The sequence below is a fragment of the Microvirga lotononidis genome, from assembly GCF_034627025.1.
GTDB classification, from domain to species: Bacteria; Pseudomonadota; Alphaproteobacteria; order Rhizobiales; family Beijerinckiaceae; genus Microvirga; species Microvirga lotononidis.
The window spans coordinates 964,373-980,066 of record NZ_CP141048.1 but is presented as its reverse complement, the minus strand read 5'-3'; the positions used below and the strand labels follow the sequence as shown (position 1 = coordinate 980,066).

At 64.6% G+C, this 15,694-nt stretch carries 15 protein-coding genes; 12 read left to right on the top strand and 3 right to left on the bottom strand.

The features are described from left to right. The first annotated feature begins 327 nt into the window (after nt 1-327). Nucleotides 328-1,179 (top strand): ABC transporter substrate-binding protein, encoded by an 852-nt coding sequence (locus tag U0023_RS04610; RefSeq protein ID WP_040639026.1) that lies wholly within the window; start codon nt 328-330, stop codon nt 1,177-1,179. 9 nt (nt 1,180-1,188) lie between these two features. Here the strand turns inward: U0023_RS04610 and cobU are convergent, their stop codons facing one another. Then, the gene (gene cobU / locus U0023_RS04605; protein ID WP_009763514.1) at nt 1,189-1,734 is read right to left on the bottom strand and encodes a bifunctional adenosylcobinamide kinase/adenosylcobinamide-phosphate guanylyltransferase; all 546 of its coding nucleotides are present in this window, start codon (nt 1,732-1,734) and stop codon (nt 1,189-1,191) included. A gap of 6 nt (nt 1,735-1,740) precedes the next feature. Further along, nucleotides 1,741-3,132 (bottom strand): sensor histidine kinase, encoded by a 1,392-nt coding sequence (locus U0023_RS04600; protein ID WP_009763515.1) that lies wholly within the window; start codon nt 3,130-3,132, stop codon nt 1,741-1,743. 250 nt (nt 3,133-3,382) lie between these two features. On the opposite strand from U0023_RS04600, the gene U0023_RS04595 reads away from it, so the two are divergent. From U0023_RS04595 to phoB, 8 genes are all read left to right on the top strand, one after another. Next, nucleotides 3,383-4,447 (top strand): lysylphosphatidylglycerol synthase domain-containing protein, encoded by a 1,065-nt coding sequence (locus tag U0023_RS04595; RefSeq protein WP_009763516.1) that lies wholly within the window; start codon nt 3,383-3,385, stop codon nt 4,445-4,447. A gap of 54 nt (nt 4,448-4,501) precedes the next feature. After that, nucleotides 4,502-5,800: an ATP-binding protein gene (locus U0023_RS04590; RefSeq protein WP_009763517.1), complete on the top strand. Its 1,299-nt coding sequence runs from the start codon at nt 4,502-4,504 to the stop codon at nt 5,798-5,800. 315 nt (nt 5,801-6,115) lie between these two features. Continuing rightward, nucleotides 6,116-7,159 carry a phosphate ABC transporter substrate-binding protein PstS gene (gene pstS, locus U0023_RS04585; protein ID WP_009763518.1) on the top strand — a complete coding sequence of 348 codons (1,044 nt, stop codon included), beginning with the start codon at nt 6,116-6,118 and terminating at the stop codon, nt 7,157-7,159. A 72-nt stretch (nt 7,160-7,231) separates the two neighbouring features. Then, nucleotides 7,232-8,167: a phosphate ABC transporter permease subunit PstC gene (gene pstC / locus U0023_RS04580; RefSeq protein ID WP_245273024.1), complete on the top strand. Its 936-nt coding sequence runs from the start codon at nt 7,232-7,234 to the stop codon at nt 8,165-8,167. Between the two features lie 8 nt (nt 8,168-8,175). Continuing rightward, nucleotides 8,176-9,072, top strand: coding sequence for a phosphate ABC transporter permease PstA (gene pstA / locus U0023_RS04575; protein ID WP_009763520.1), 897 nt, complete (start codon nt 8,176-8,178; stop codon nt 9,070-9,072). After that, nucleotides 9,069-9,887, top strand: a complete 819-nt coding sequence (gene pstB / locus U0023_RS04570; protein ID WP_009763521.1) for a phosphate ABC transporter ATP-binding protein PstB — start codon at nt 9,069-9,071, stop codon at nt 9,885-9,887. Before pstA ends, pstB begins: the two co-directional genes overlap by 4 nt. Nucleotides 9,888-9,915: 28 nt before the next feature. Further along, nucleotides 9,916-10,629, top strand: coding sequence for a phosphate signaling complex protein PhoU (phoU, locus tag U0023_RS04565; protein WP_009763522.1), 714 nt, complete (start codon nt 9,916-9,918; stop codon nt 10,627-10,629). A 2-nt stretch (nt 10,630-10,631) separates the two neighbouring features. Then, entirely contained in the window at nt 10,632-11,348 is a 717-nt protein-coding gene (gene phoB, locus U0023_RS04560; protein ID WP_009763523.1) for a phosphate regulon transcriptional regulator PhoB, read from the top strand. Between the two features lie 215 nt (nt 11,349-11,563). Here the strand turns inward: phoB and U0023_RS04555 are convergent, their stop codons facing one another. Continuing rightward, nucleotides 11,564-12,100, bottom strand: coding sequence for a GcrA family cell cycle regulator (locus tag U0023_RS04555; RefSeq protein ID WP_009763524.1), 537 nt, complete (start codon nt 12,098-12,100; stop codon nt 11,564-11,566). A 370-nt stretch (nt 12,101-12,470) separates the two neighbouring features. On the opposite strand from U0023_RS04555, the gene U0023_RS04550 reads away from it, so the two are divergent. Genes U0023_RS04550 through U0023_RS04540 form a run of 3 tightly spaced genes read left to right on the top strand, consistent with a single transcriptional unit; the run spans nt 12,471 to nt 15,597 of the window. Next, nucleotides 12,471-13,679: an aspartate aminotransferase family protein gene (locus U0023_RS04550; RefSeq protein ID WP_009763525.1), complete on the top strand. Its 1,209-nt coding sequence runs from the start codon at nt 12,471-12,473 to the stop codon at nt 13,677-13,679. Beyond that, on the top strand, nt 13,676-14,602 hold the full coding sequence (gene argF / locus U0023_RS04545; protein WP_009763526.1) for an ornithine carbamoyltransferase: 927 nt from the start codon (nt 13,676-13,678) through the stop codon (nt 14,600-14,602). The genes U0023_RS04550 and argF overlap by 4 nt, the downstream gene beginning before the upstream one ends. Beyond that, the gene (locus U0023_RS04540) at nt 14,599-15,597 is read left to right on the top strand and encodes an Hsp33 family molecular chaperone (RefSeq protein ID WP_009763527.1); all 999 of its coding nucleotides are present in this window, start codon (nt 14,599-14,601) and stop codon (nt 15,595-15,597) included. Before argF ends, U0023_RS04540 begins: the two co-directional genes overlap by 4 nt. Nucleotides 15,598-15,694 lie beyond the last annotated feature (97 nt).

Below are 15,694 nucleotides of genomic sequence, written 5' to 3'. Positions count from 1 at the left end.
TAAGCGTTCATCTTCGAATAAGGCTTAGTTTTTAAGGAAAAACTTTGCTGATGATAAACATGACTGACGGCATGATGCCGCAGATGGAATAATACGATAGAGTAAGATGAAAATAGCTTATTAAGCTGCACTTTGCGCAGGCTAATACTAACGTCTAGAAGCGCCTTTGGTAGAGCCGTTCGGCACGGCGGCTGTTTGATTTCCCATCCCGTCCTCCAACGTAGACTGGCGCTTGATCGCACCGCCGATCCGCCAGGCCCGCGGGCATTCTCGTCGCTATGTTTCACATGCTAGAGAATGGGCACGAAGGAGATCGAGAACGCTCCCATGTTTCACCGCTCCGTAATTTGCCGTGCAGCATTGGTCCTGCTGCCGTGCCTGGGTCTCTTCATCGCCGGGGCAGGGGCTCAGACAAGGCCGGAGCGGGTTGCCTCGCTCAATCTTTGTACCGACCAGCTTCTTCTGGCTCTGGCCGACCGGGGCCGGATTTCGTCCCTAAGCCGTCTTGCCGGGGACCCCTCTCTCTCGTTTCTCGCCGACAAGGCCGCCGGACTGCCCCGGAACGACGGCGGCGCCGAAGCTGTCCTCTTCGCTCGGCCGGATCTCGTGCTGACAGGCACCTATGGCCAGCAGGAGCAGGGCGTTCTGCTGAGGCGGCAGGGGCTGGACGTGATGACTTTCGCGCCTTGGACGAGCTTGGAGCAGGGGCGCAGTCAGATCCGCGCCCTGGCCCTCAGGCTCGGCCATCCAAACCGTGGCGAGGATCTGATCGCTCGCATCGATGGCAGCCTGGAACGGGCAAGGGGGATGGTATCAGGGCAGCCCAGCCTCCTCGTCTATGAGCGAGGCGGCTGGGTCATGGGACCCCGGTCGCCGATCGGCGAGGTCCTGGTCCAGATGGGATTCAGGCTGCATCAGGGGGCTTTGGGGCTCACCGAGGGCGGCGTCGCGAGGCTGGAGACCATCGTGACGAACCCACCGGATTTCATGCTGGTGGATGAAGCGTCGAACCAGGCGGTCGACAACGGCACGGCGCTTCTCGCGCACCCGGCCCTGACCGAGGCGGTGCCTCGTACCCGGCGTTTGGCGCTTCCCGCCCGGCTGACGATCTGCGGCGGTCCTTCGACACCCGCCGCCATCGACGCCTTGAGCGCCGAGGTGCAGGCCAAGATCCGGTGACGAAGTGGGCTATTCCAGCCTCAGCTGCAGGGCAGGGGCCGGCTTGAGAAGGATCGGGCAGCCCGCCGCCACGAACACGACGGCGTCGCACGTCTCCGCGGTCCGCTGGTTGAGGCGGCCCTGCTCGTCCCGGAACCTCCGTCCCAGGGGCGTCGCGGGCACGATGCCTTGGCCGACCTCGTTGGACACCAGGATCAGTGGGCCGCCCGCATCCCGAACGGCCTGGATCAGCCGATCCGCCTCATGGACCGGGTCGCGCTCCGCCAGGACGATGTTGGACAGCCAGAGTGTCAGGCAGTCGACCAGCACGGCTTGCCCGGGAGCGGTCCGCTCCCGGACGGCTTCCACGAGATCGAAGGGCGCGTCCACCGTTCGCCACGATTCGTCACGCTCGGCGCGATGCTGCGCGATCCGCTCGCGCATTTCCTCATCATAGGCCTGGGCCGTAGCGATATAGGTCCGCTCCGGCGACGCGCTCTCGGCGATCTTCAGGGCGATGCTGCTCTTTCCGGAGCGGGCTCCGCCCAGGACCAGGACACGGCGATAGGTGGACATGATCGCTCAGGAATTCAGGCGGTTGAGCGGCAGGATCATATGGACGAACAAGCCTTCCGGACGCCAATCCCGATCGAGCGTACCGCCGAGCTGCCCCGTGATGCTTCGCTGCGACAGATGGGTGCCAAACCCTTCGAAGGTCGGCGGGGTCTCGATGCGGGGGCCACAGGTCTCCGTCCAGTGAAAGTCGACATTCTCGTCCTGCAGGGTCCAGCGGATGGACAATTCGCCCTCCGGGCAGGACAGGCAGCCGTATTTGGCGGCATTCGTCGCGAGTTCGTGGAGCACGAGGGCAAGGCTCGTGGTCGTGTTCGATCCGACGAGCACGCTCGGTCCCTCGATGGTGATCTTGTTCTGGCCCGCCTGTTGATAGGGCTCGAGAACCGCTTCGATCAGCCGCGCGAGTTCCACGTCCGAACCCTTGCCCTGATCGCCCGCCGAGACGGGCTGCACCAGCTCATGGGCTCGCGACAGCGCGCTCAGGCGCCCACGCAGGGCATTGGCCATGTCCTTCGTATCCTTCGCCGTGCGGGCGGTCATCGAGACCATGCCGTTGGCGATGGCGAACAGGTTCTTCACCCGATGGTTGAGTTCCCGCGTCAGAAGCTTTTGCGTCTCTTCGAGGGCATGATGCTCCGTAATGTCGCTGACGACCCCGTAAAGGCTTATGGCGTGACGGGTATCGTCCCCATTCGCATAAAGAGCCTGTCCGTGTGAGCGGAACCAGCGGAGTTTCCCATCCGGTAGGATGGCTCGGTACTCGCTGTCGTATTTGCCGTCGGACCCGGGTGCGGCAGCGGCGGCGATCCGCTCTTTGACACCTTCCACATCTTCCGGGTGGATCATCGCCCAGGCCTCGTCCAGGGTCAGGCTGTACAATCCGTTGTGAGGAATATGGTAGAGGGCGCACGAGCCCTCGTCCCAGGTGATCAGGTTCTTCTCGAGGTCGATCTGCCACGTCCCGAGATCCGCGGCCTCGAGGGCGAGCCGGTACTGGCTTTCGAGCAGGCGGATGGTCTCGTCGGCCTTCTTCTGTCCATTGATGTTGGTGCTCGTGCCGAACCAGCGGGTGATTTTGCCTGTCAGGTCCTGAATAGGAATGGCTCGGCTGAGGAACCATTCGTAATCGCCCGCCCCCGTCCTGACACGGTATTCCCATTCGTAATCCTGCCCGGCTTCCAGGGATCGGCGCCAATGCTGCAGCACGTCGGGCAGGTCGTCGGGGTGAATGGCCGCTTCCCAGCCGTTTCCGAGAAGCTGCTCGTTGGAAAGACCTGTGAACTCACGCCAACGGCGGTTCACATAGTCGACGGATCCATCAGGGCGGGACGACCAGACGAGTTGAGGCAGAGACTCCGCCAGAACAGCAAATTGCGTTTCTGTTTCCTTGAAATCCACTCAAAACTCCCAGGCCTGACCCTGCAGCCAAGTCTCCGATGCCACGGAATCATTGTTGTAGGCCTTTTCCGAGGCTGACAACCCACATCGGCGGTTCACGGCGATTTCTCCGGCGAAAGAGTAGCGCCGGCCTGCCGAAACCATTAAAAGGCCCCCGACGTCTGGCGGTTCCTTCTGCCAGAGCATAGATGCAGGACAGCCCTCATACCCGATGCGATCTTTTCCACGCTGAGGCTGATTGACCGTTTTCATGAATGATTTGAGTCCCCGCCCGGTGGCCGAGCCGGAGATGTCCTCTGCCGAAGCCCTTCATCCGAAGGAGCGCCGTTCCCGCCGGTTCGCCTGGATCGGGATGGCGGCGAGCGTCCTCCTGTTCGGCGCATCGTTGGTGGTTCTCTGGCACATCGTATCGGAAATCGATGTCAACGAACTGAAAGCGGCTTTCACGGCCGCCAGCCTGCGCCAGATCGGTCTCGCGGTGCTCCTCACCGCCATCAGCTACAGCCTGCTGACCTGCTATGATGCTATTGCCCTGCGGCAGCTCAAGCTGCAGGTTCCCTACCGGACGACCGCGCTCGCCTCCTTCACGAGTTACGCGGTGAGCTTCACGCTGGGGTTCCCCCTGCTGACGGCCGGCACGGTCCGCTACTGGATCTACTCTCCCAAGGGGGTCAGCCCGGGGCGGGTGGCGAGCCTCACCGTGATCGCCGGAGTGACCTTCTGGCTCGGCATGGCCCTTGTCCTCGCCTGGAGCCTGATCAGCAAGGCGGACGAGCTGGCGAGCCTCGTCTACACCCATATCTGGATGAACCAGCTGGTGGGCCTGGGCGCCGCCGCGTTCGTCATCGGCTACATGGTCTGGGTCTCGCTCAAGCGCCGCGCGGTGAGGATCCAGGGGTGGAAATTGGAGCTGCCGGGCTTTCGGCTGTCCCTGGCCCAGATCCTGATCGGGGCGGGCGATGTCTGCGCCGGGGCCGGCGTTCTCTTCGTGCTCCTGCCCGGAGGGCACAATCTCAGCTTCGAGACCTTCCTGGCGGTCTACATCTTCGCCGTCATGCTCGGCGTGGCGAGCCATGCGCCGGGTGGGCTCGGGGTCTTCGAGGCCACGATTCTCCTGGCCCTGTCGAACTATCCCCGGGAGCAGGTCCTGGGGGCGCTGCTCCTCTACCGGCTCTGCTACTACCTCATTCCCTTCGTGATCGCCCTCGCGATCCTCGGGGCCTACGAGATCCGCAATCGCATCCGGGCCGCCCGGCTGTCCTTCAAACCGGACGAGGACGAACCGGCGGGCGAGGTCGAGCTCGGCGGGAGATGACACCGGTGCCTGCCTCTCCTAAAGAAGGGAGACCCTGCCTCCGAGACATCCCCCATGAGCCAACGCGACGACCTATCGCCGGATTCCCTCCGACAGGGCGCCTCTCCGATCCGTGATGCCGCCCTGCGCGGGACGGTCGTGACCTGCTTCGTGCTGGTGTCCGTTTCGCTGGCACGGGGCCATGGGGACCTGTGGCTCCTGGTCTGGGCCGGAGTGGCCGTTCTCGCGGGATTTCTCGTCGCGGGCCCCAAGCGCAGCCTCGGGCTCGGAACCAGGACCAAGTCGCAGCCGAAGGCGACTTCCCGCTCCAGCGTGGCGGAGGCGGTTCTGGCCCAGATCCCGGATCCGGTCATTCTGGTGGACCAGAGGGCCGTGGTGATCGAGGCGAACCGGGCCGCCTACGATCTTCTCGCGGGGCTGAAGACCGGTCACCCCCTGTCCTTCGCCCTGCGCACCCCGGACGTGCTCGACGGCATCCAGGAAGTGCTGGACAGCGGCCATCCGCTCAAGGTCGAGTATTCCGAGCGCATCCCGACGGAGCGGACCTTCGAGGTTCACATCGGTCCCCTGCAGGCGGATGTCGCCGACGCGGAGGTGAATGCGGGGGTGGTCCTGTTCTTCCGCGACCTCACTTCGGCCCGGCGGCTGGAGGCCATGCGGGCCGATTTCGTCGCCAATGCAAGTCATGAGCTGCGCACGCCGCTGGCCTCGCTCCTGGGCTTCGTCGAAACCCTCCAGGGGCCCGCCCGCGACGACGCCAAGGCCAGGGAGCGGTTCCTCGACATCATGAAGGGCCAGGCGCAGCGCATGAAGCGCCTGATCGACGACCTCCTGTCCCTGTCGCGGATCGAGATGCGCGCCCACCTGTCACCCACCCAGACCGTCGATCTCGCCGCCATCGCGTCCCAGATGGTGGAAACCCTCTCACCCCTGGCCAAGGAGAGGGGCGTGGCCATCCAGGCGACCCTGCCGGATCGCCCCGTCCTCGTCCTGGGCGACCGGGACGAGCTTCTGCGCGTCACCGAAAACCTGATCGAGAATGCGGTCAAATACGGCGAGAGCGGCGGCAGGGTGGACGTGGAGGTCGTCCGGACCGGGGAGACGGTGCCGCAGGTTGTTTTCTCCGTGCAGGATTACGGCCCGGGCATCGCGCCCGAGCACCTGCCCCGCCTGACCGAGCGGTTCTACCGGGTCGATGTCGCGCACAGCCGGGACAAGGGCGGAACCGGCCTCGGACTCGCCATCGTCAAGCACATCGTCAACCGCCACCGCGGCCATCTCGATATCGCCAGCGAACCGGGGCAGGGCGCCCGGTTCACGGTTCGGTTCCCGGAGGCAGGGCCTCGTTCGTAAAAGGGCACTCGACCAGTTCCAATGAGCTTCATCCTCCCAAGTCATCACCGGCCTCGTGCCGGTGATCCCAATTCACATGAAGCGCTGAGCCTCACCGTATCGGGATGGCCGGGACAAGCCCGGCCATGACGGGGAGCTTTCACCCGGTCATGCCGATCCAAGGTTCCGCCGCTCCCAAGGGATCCTTTGGGGGTGTCATTTAATTGTCATCCAACTGTCGTAGTGGAGACATCCGTCGGGCCTAGCTGTCCCATCGCGTGACGCGGCCCAGGCTTTGAAGCGGCCTGTCGCGCTCGAATGAACAGGAGACTTACCGTGAAGATCATGTCCTACGCCATTGCGGCCGGCCTTGCCGTCGCGAGCCTCACGACCACGGCATCTGCGGCCGACATCACCGGCGCAGGCGCGACTTTCCCCTTCCCGGTCTATTCGAAGTGGGCTGAAGCCTACAAGAAGGAGACGGGCAACGGCATGAATTACCAGTCGATCGGTTCCGGCGGCGGCATCAAGCAGATCCAGGCCAAGACGGTCGATTTCGGTGCCACCGACGCCCCGATGAAGGGCGAGGATCTCGAGAAGAACGGTCTTCTCCAGTTCCCGACCGTGATGGGCGCCGTCGTTCCCGTCGTGAACATCCAGGGCATCCAGCCCGGCCAGATCAAGCTGACGGGCCAGGTCCTGGCCGACATCTTCCAGGGCAAGATCGCCAAGTGGAACGATCCGAAGATCGCCCAGCTGAACGCCGGCGTGAACCTGCCCAGCGCCAACATCACCCCGGTCTACCGCTCCGACTCCTCGGGCACGACCAGCGTGTTCACCACCTACCTGTCGCAGGTCTCCGATGCCTGGAAGGCCGAGCTCGGCGCTGGCACCACGGTCAACTGGCCGATCGGCCAGGGCGGCAAGGGCAACGAAGGCGTCGCCGCGACGGTGAAGCAGGTTCCGAACTCGATCGGCTACGTCGAGTACGCCTACGCCAAGCAGAACAACATCCCCTACACCCTGCTCCAGAACAAGGCCGGCAAGTATCCGCAGCCCGAGATCAAGTCGTTCCAGGCCGCTGCCGCCAGCGCCAACTGGTCCTCGGCTCCCGGCTTCGGCATTTCGCTGACCAACCAGGCCGGCGACGATGCATGGCCGATCACGAACCCGACGTTCATCCTGGTCTACAAGATCGCCGAAAAGCCTGAGCAGGCCGCCGAAGTGCTGAAGTTCTTCGACTGGTCCTTCAAGAACGGCGACAAGCTGGCCTCCGACCTCGACTATGTCCCGCTGCCGGACAATGTCGTCGAGCAGATCCGCTCGACCTGGTCGAAGGACATCAAGACCAGCGCCGGTCAGCCCGTCTACAAGATGTAAGCTGGTTCCCGACCTGTAGATGGAGTAAGGCGGATGGCTGTTTTGTCTGATGAGATCATCGTGTCGAACAACATGCAGTCCGTCCGCCGCCGTACCTCACCGGTTTTCGATCAGGGCTTCCGCTGGGCCAGCTACGGCTCCGCCCTGATCGTTCTCGCCGTTCTGGCCGGGATCATCGGCACGATGATCTACGGAGGCTGGCCCGCCTTCCAGGAATTCGGCTTCGGGTTCATTACCTCCAGCATCTGGAACGTGGGCGGCGAACAGTTCGGCGCCTGGGTCGCCATCACCGGTACGTTGACCTCGGCCCTGATCGCTCTGGTGATCGGCGTGCCGATCTCCATCGGGATCGCGATCTTCCTCACGCAGCTCTGCCCGCCCTGGCTCCGGCGTCCGGTCTCGACCGTGATCGAGCTGCTGGCTGCGGTGCCCAGCATCATCTATGGCATGTGGGGCCTCTTCGTCTTCGCCCCGCTTTTCGCCAACTACGTGCAGATCCCCCTCACGACTCTCGTCGAGGGCATGCCGATCATCGGAACCATCCTCTATGCGCGTGTGCCGTCCGGCGTCGGCATGCTGACGGCGGGGATCATTCTGGCGATCATGATCATTCCTTTCATCGCGTCGATCACACGCGACATGCTGGACCAGATCCCCAGCATCCTGCGCGAGAGCGCCTACGGCATCGGCTGCACCACCTGGGAAGTGGTGCGCCATGTCCTGCTCCCCCAGGCGGGCGTCAGCATCATCGGTGCCGTCATGCTCGGTCTCGGGCGCGCGCTCGGCGAGACGATGGCGGTCACCTTCGTGATCGGCAACGCGAACCGGCTCTCCCTCTCGCTCTTCGATCCGAGTTCGACGATCGCATCTCGGATCGCGAACGAGTTCAATGAAGCATCGGGCCTGCATATGAGCGCCTTGCTGGCCCTCGGCTGCATCCTGTTCGTGGTCACTTTCATCGTTCTTGCTCTCGCGCGCCTTCTGATCGCCCGCGTGAAGACCCCTTGAGGTGAAGGATGGATACCGTCGTCGACAACCAAGCCCTGGCTGCGGCACCCGCGCCCTGGGGACGTGTACGCCGCAGCCGCTACCTGGCCGATCGCGTGCTCAAGATCGCCTGCACCCTGTTCACCCTGCTCGGAGCCTTCGTCCTCGGCTGGATCCTGCTGATGCTTCTCTATGAGGGCATCGGCGGTCTCTCGCCCGCGGTGTTCACGGAGACGACCCCGGGGCCCGGAACGCAGGGAGGCGGCATTGCCAACGCCATCGTCGGCAGCCTCGTGCTCACCACGCTCGGAATCGTAGTGGCCACGCCCATCGGCGTGCTCGCCGGGACCTATCTGGCCGAGTACGGCAAGGGCTCGGTTCTGGCCACCGTCATCCGCTTCGTGAACGACATTCTGCTCGCCGCGCCCAGCATCCTCATCGGCCTCTTCGTCTACATCCTCATGGTGCAGCCGATGGGCGGCTATTCGGGCTGGGCCGGTGGCGTCGCATTGGCGATCATCGCCGTCCCGGTCATTGTCCGCTCGACGGAAGACATGCTCCGCCTCGTGCCGGGATCGCTGCGCGAAGCCGGCGCGGCTCTCGGGGCTCCCATGTCCAAAGTGATCGTGATGATCAGCTGGAAGGCGGCCCGTGCCGGCATGGTGACGGGCGTGATCCTCGCCACCGCGCGCATCGCGGGCGAGACCGCGCCGCTTCTCTTCACCGCCCTCAACAACAATTTCTGGTTCAGCCCCACCCTGATGGGCGGCGTCTCGAACCTCCCCGTCACGATTTACCAGTTCGCGCTGGCGCCGTACGAGAACTGGCGCGAGCTCGCCTGGGCCGGGGCCCTCATCATCACCATGTCGATCCTGGCGCTGTCCGTCGTGGCGCGCCTCATCCTGAGGAAGGATAGAATCCGATGAGCACGATTGCCCTCAACACGAGCAGCGCCATCGGAAACGCGGCGGCTGCGGATATCGGAGCGCCGGTGCGCATCGCCGTCAAGAACCTCAATTTCTACTATGGCGATTTCCGCAGCCTGAAGGACATCTCGATCGATTTCTACGACCGGCAGGTGACGGCCCTCATCGGCCCGTCCGGCTGCGGAAAGTCGACCCTGCTGCGCACCTTCAACCGCATCTACAGCCTGTATCCCGAGCAGCGCGCAGACGGCCAGATCCTGCTCGACGGGCAGAACGTGCTTTCGCCCAGCATCGACGTGAACGAGCTGCGCGCGCGCGTCGGCATGGTGTTCCAGAAGCCGACGCCGTTTCCCATGTCGATCTACGACAACATCGCTTTCGGCATCAAGCTCTACGAGAAGTTGCCGAAATCGGAACTCGACGGGCGCGTCGAGGAGGCCCTGCGCAAGGCAGCTCTCTGGGATGAAGCCAAAGACAAGCTGCGCCAGTCGGGTATGGGCCTCTCGGGCGGCCAGCAGCAGCGCCTGTGCATCGCGCGCACCATCGCGCAACGACCGGAGGTGATCCTGCTCGACGAGCCGACCTCGGCGCTCGACCCGATCTCGACCGGCAAGATCGAGGAGCTGATCGAGCAGCTCCGCTCGGAATTCACCATCGTGATCGTGACGCACAACATGCAGCAGGCGGCGCGCATCTCGCAGTTCACGGCGTTCATGTATCTCGGCGAGCTCATCGAGTTCGGGCCTACGACCAAGATGTTCATGAACCCGACCAAGAAACAAACCCAGGATTACATCACGGGCCGCTTCGGCTGATCGAAGCGCTTCAAGGGAGGCCTATCCCATGGCGGAGCATATCGTCAGCTCCTACGACAACGACCTGCAGGGTCTGCGGCAGCGCATCTCCGAGATGGGCGGCATCGCCGAGAAGATGCTCGTCGATTCCATCGTGGCCCTCGTGCGCCACGACAAGACGCTCGCTCAGGTGGTCGTGACCTCCGACAAGCGCCTCGACGTGCTTCAGCGCGAGGTGGAGGAGAATGCCATCCTCACCATCGCCCGGCGCCAGCCGCTTGCGGTCGACCTGCGCGAGACCATCTCGGCGATCCGCATTTCCGGCGATGTCGAGCGCATCGGCGACATGGCGAAGAACATCGGCAAGCGGGCGCTCGCCATCGGCGACGACTTCCAGCCGCAGAAGATCGTCGTCGGCCTCCAGCACATGGGCGACCTCGTGCTCGGGCAGCTCAAGGACGTGCTCGACGCCTACGCGCAGAAAGACACCGCGAAGGCTCTCGACGTCTGGAAGCGCGACGGCGCCATCGACGCGCTCTACACGTCCCTGTTCCGGGAACTCCTGACCTACATGATGGAAGACCCGCGCAATATCTCGTTCTGCACGCATCTTCTCTTCTGCGCCAAGAACATCGAGCGCATCGGCGACCACACCACCAACATCGCCGAGACCGTTCACTACCTCGTCACGGGCGAAACGCTGGCCATCGACAGGCCGAAGAACGATCGCTCCATCGACGCGACGGTCGCGTCCGGAGCCTGATCATGGGACCTCGCGTTCTGATCGTCGAGGACGAAGAACCGCTGATGCTGCTCCTGCGCTACAACCTCGAAGCCGAAGGCTACGAGGTCGACAGCGTCTCGCGCGGCGACGAGGCGGAGATCCGCCTGCGGGAGCAGGTTCCCGACATCGTGCTGCTCGACTGGATGCTGCCGGGCCTGTCCGGGATCGAGCTCTGCCGCCGCATCCGGGCTCGTACGGAAACCGAGCGTCTGCCGGTGATCATGCTCACGGCGCGAGGCGAGGAGGGCGACCGGATCCGCGGCCTCTCGACCGGCGCCGACGATTACATCGTCAAGCCCTTCTCGGTACCCGAGCTGCTGGCCCGGGTCCGCGCGCTGCTGCGCCGGGCGAAGCCCGCGCATATCGCGACCCTCCTCAGGGCCGGCGATATCGAGCTCGACCGCGAGACCCACCGCGTGCGGCGCGCCGGACAGGAGCTTCATCTCGGGCCGACGGAGTTCCGTCTCCTCGAGTTCCTGATGCAGAGCCCCGGCCGCGTCTTCTCCCGCGAGCATCTGCTCAACGCCGTCTGGGGTCACGACGTCTATATCGACGAGCGTACCGTGGACGTGCATGTGGGCCGCCTGCGCAAGGCCATCAACCTGCCGCGCCGGCCCGATCCCATCCGCACGGTGCGCGGCGCCGGCTATTCCTTCGACGAGACCTTCGCCCGCGAGGAGCAGGCAGTGAACGCCTGAGGGATCGTGCGGCCTATCTCGTCCGATCCGCACCATAGGCGCCGAACCTTCTCCAATCGATATGGCCGGCCTTGTGCCGGCCATATCGATTGGAGAAGCTCCGCCTCAATCCATCGGGATCACCAGCACGAGGCCGGTGATGACGTGAGTGGGAAACGAAAAAGCGCCGCGCTGATGCTCCTCAGCGCGGCGCTTTTCTTTGAGAGCTTGGGATTTCAGGCGCGCGCCAGCTTCCGCTCACGCTTGCGGTCGGCTACCGGCTGGTAGGCGATGCGGGCGTGGTGGGTGCAGTAGGGCAGGCCGGTGATCGAGCGGGCGCCGCAGAAGCGGAACTCGGGCTTCGTCGGGTCGCCCATGGGCCAGCGGCACATGGACTCGCGCAGGTCCATGATGGTCACGCGCTCGGACATGGGGATGGCGACGTCGTCCTCGACATAGGCCACAGGCTCCTGGGTCACGGGCGGCATCGGGATCGGAGCCAGCACCACGTTGTTGACGTGGGGCTGCGGCGCGATCGGGGTCGGGGCGCTCGGGGCCCGGGTCGCCTTGCGCGGGCGCGCGGCGGCGGAAGCGGCAGGCTTCGCATCCTTGGCCCGGCCGGACAGGCCGAGGCGGTGAACCTTGCCGATCACCGCGTTGCGGGTGACGTTGCCAAGCTCGGCGGCGATCTGGCTCGCGCTCAAACCATCGGTCCAGAGCTTCTTGAGAAGCTCGACCCGCTCGTCCGTCCAAGTTCCGCCCGCATCCATCATTTTTAAACTTGCCTCCATCGTGTCGGGCTTTCAGGCTCAGAATCCCAGACGCCTCGCGGACAGGGTTGATGTCCGACCGCGTTGCGAGGGTCGCTCCTGAGGGTGAATGCCGCCGCACGAATGCTGTACTCGACTGCCCTGAAGTTACAGGATGGGTGGACTCCGGCGCAAGAGTCCCCGAACAGGCCATGTCGTTTTCCCCAAGGAACTCGCCCCAGGCAAAAATTCCTTGTGATGAGTGACTTCATTTCTCTTGAATTGACAGGGTCTCGCACCTCGTTAGAATCCCCGCCGTGCCGCCCCCGCTGGGGCGGCGCTTTCTTTTTCGGGCCCGGGTGCGACCTTGGGCCTCTCTAGGCGGAGACAACCCGTGACATCGCCATTGCTGCCGACTTTTGCCCGTGCCGAGCTTTCCTTCGAGAAGGGAGAGGGCCCCTGGCTCTACGGCCGAGATGGCGAGCGATACCTGGATTTCGGCGCCGGCATCGCGGTGAATGCCCTCGGCCATGCGCACCCGCACCTGGTCCAGGCCCTGACCGAGCAGGCCTCCAAGATCTGGCACAGCTCCAACCTGTTCCAGATCCCCGAGGGCGAGCGCCTCGCCCAGCGGCTCGTCGACAACACCTTCGCGGATTTCGTCTTCTTCACCAATTCCGGCGCCGAGGCGAACGAGGCGGCGATCAAGATGGCGCGCCGCTATCATCATGTGAACGGCAACCCCGAGCGCTTCCATATCGTGACCTTCGAGGGCGCCTTCCATGGGCGCACCCTGGGGACCATCGCGGCCGGCGGTCAGGCCAAGTACCTGGAGGGCTTCGGCCCCAAGGTGCAGGGCTTCGACCAGGTTCCCCCTGAGGATATGGAGGCCCTGAAGGCCGTGATCGGCCCGCAGACGGCGGCCCTGATGATCGAGCCGATTCAGGGCGAGGGCGGCGTCAGGAGCGTCTCGCCCGCCTTCCTGCGCGAGCTGCGCGCCCTGTGCGACCAGAACGGCCTTCTCCTGATCTTCGACGAGATCCAGACCGGCGTCGGCCGTACCGGCAAGCTCTTCGCCTATGAATGGAGCGGGGTGACCCCCGACATCATGACGGTCGCCAAGGGCATCGGCGGCGGCTTCCCGCTGGGCGCCTGCCTCGCCACGGCGGAGGCCGGCAAGGGGCTGACGCTCGGCACTCACGGCACGACCTTCGGCGGCAACCCGCTCGCCATGGCGGTCGGCAACGCGGTGCTCGACGTCATTCTGGAGCCCGCTTTCCTGGAAGGGGTCGAGCGCAAGGGCCTGCTGCTCAAGCAGCGCCTCGCCGAGCTGAAGGACCGCCATCCGAGCGTCATCGCCGAGGTGAGAGGGCAGGGGCTCATGATGGGCCTGCGCACCGTCGTGCCCAACACGGATTTCGTCAACGCCGCCCGGGCCCAGAAACTCATCGTGATCGGGGCCGGCGACAACGTCGTCCGGCTTCTGCCGCCGCTGATCATCACGGAAGCCGATCTCGGAGAAGCCATCGATCGTCTGGACGCCGCCTGTGCGGCCATCGAAGCTGAGCAGAAAAACACCGCTCAGCCGGGAGCAGTTCAATGAAGACCCGCCATTTCCTCGATCTCAGCGACTTTTCCGGCGCGGAGATCCGGCACCTGCTGAATATCGGCCTGGAGCTCAAGGCCAAGCGCCGCCGCGGCGAGAAGAGCAAGGAGCGGCCGCTCGAGGGCAAGGTCCTGGCGATGGTGTTCGACAAGCCGTCCACCCGCACCCGCGTATCCTTCGATGTCGGCATGCGTGAGCTTGGCGGCGAGACTCTGATGCTCACCGGCAAGGAGATGCAGCTCGGCCGTGGCGAGAGCATTGCCGACACGGCGCGCGTCCTCTCGCGCTACGTGGACGCCATCATGATCCGCACCCTCGATCATGCCATGGTGACGGAGCTGGCCCAATATGCCTCGATCCCAGTCATCAACGGCCTGACCAAGACGACGCATCCCTGTCAGATCATGGCCGACATCATGACCTTCGAGGAGCATCGCGGCTCCATCGAGGGGCGGACGATCGCCTGGACGGGCGATTCCAACAACGTGCTGGCCTCATGGGTCCATGCGGCGGCCCGTCTCGATTTCACCCTGAAGATCGCGTCCCCGCCGGAACTTGCTCCGCGCCCGGAGCTTTTGTCCTGGGCGAAACAGGAAGGGGCCAAGATCAGCGTGACCACCGATGCCTTCGAGGCTGCCGATGGCGCCCATGCCGTCGTGACCGATTGCTGGGTGTCCATGGGCGACGACGACGAGTTCCGCCGCCAGAACCTGCTCAAGCCCTATCAGGTCAATGGCAGGCTCATGGGCGTGGCCGACAAGGACGCGATCTTCATGCACTGCCTTCCCGCCCATCGCGGCGAGGAGGTGACGGACGAGGTCATGGACGGCCCGCAATCGGTCGTCTTCGACGAGGCCGAGAACCGGCTTCACGCACAGAAGGGCATCCTGGCCTGGTGCCTGGGAGCAGCAAACGCATGAGTTCAGCTTCGCTTGAAGGAAACGACGACGTCGTCCTGCCGTTCGCGGTCGAGCCTCTCGACGTGCGCGGGCGCGTGGTGCGTCTCGGAGCCTCCATCGACACGATCCTGGCCCGTCACGGCTATCCCGACCGGGTGGCCCGCGTCATCGGCGAGGCCGCGGCCCTGACGGTCATGCTCGGCGCGTCCCTCAAGCTCGAGGGGCGCTTCCAGCTGCAGACCAAGACCGACGGCATCATCGACATGGTGGTGGTCGATTTCAACGCGCCTGACCGTCTGCGCGCGACCGCCCGATTCGACAAGGACAAGCTCGAGGCGCTCGGGCCCGCCACGCCCGGCACGGGCGAGCTCCTGGGCTCGGGCTATCTGGCCATGACCATCGATCAGGGATCCGAGCGCAGTCGCTACCAGGGCGTTGTCGCCCTCGAAGGCCAGGGCTTCGAGGAGGCGGCTCACCAGTATTTCCGCCAGTCGGAGCAGATCCCGACGCAGGTGCGGCTCGCCGTTGCCGAGCAGTTCGAGAACGGCCGCCACACTTATCGCGCCGGCGGCCTGATGATCCAGTTCCTGCCCTCCTCGTCGGAGCGGCTGCGACAGGCTGATCTCGATCCGGGCGACATCCCGGAGGGACATCCCTCCCACGATCTGGCCGCGCCGTCCGAGGACGACGCCTGGCTCGAAGCCAAGTCCCTGGTCGGCACGATCGAGGATCATGAGCTGATCGATCCGACCGTCTCCAGCGAGACGCTGCTCTATCGCCTGTTCCACGAGCGCGGCGTGCGGGTCTTCGAGGGCCAGCACGTGCATGAGGAATGCACGTGCTCGCACGAGCGCATCATGGGAATGATGCGCCGCTTCTCGGCGGAGGACCGCCGCGACATGGTCGGCGACAACGGCCGCATCGGCATCACCTGCGAGTTCTGCTCGCGGTTCTACGACCTCGATCCGGCCGATGTGGAAGCCGAGATCGCGAAGTCGGAAGCTTCGGACTCATAACGCTTCAGCACTCGCTGATCTCACCGTCGAGGCTGGCTCGCAGCGGGTTCACGCGCGTTTCCCTCCCCCTTGTGGGGAGGAGAGTTCTCGCGCCTCA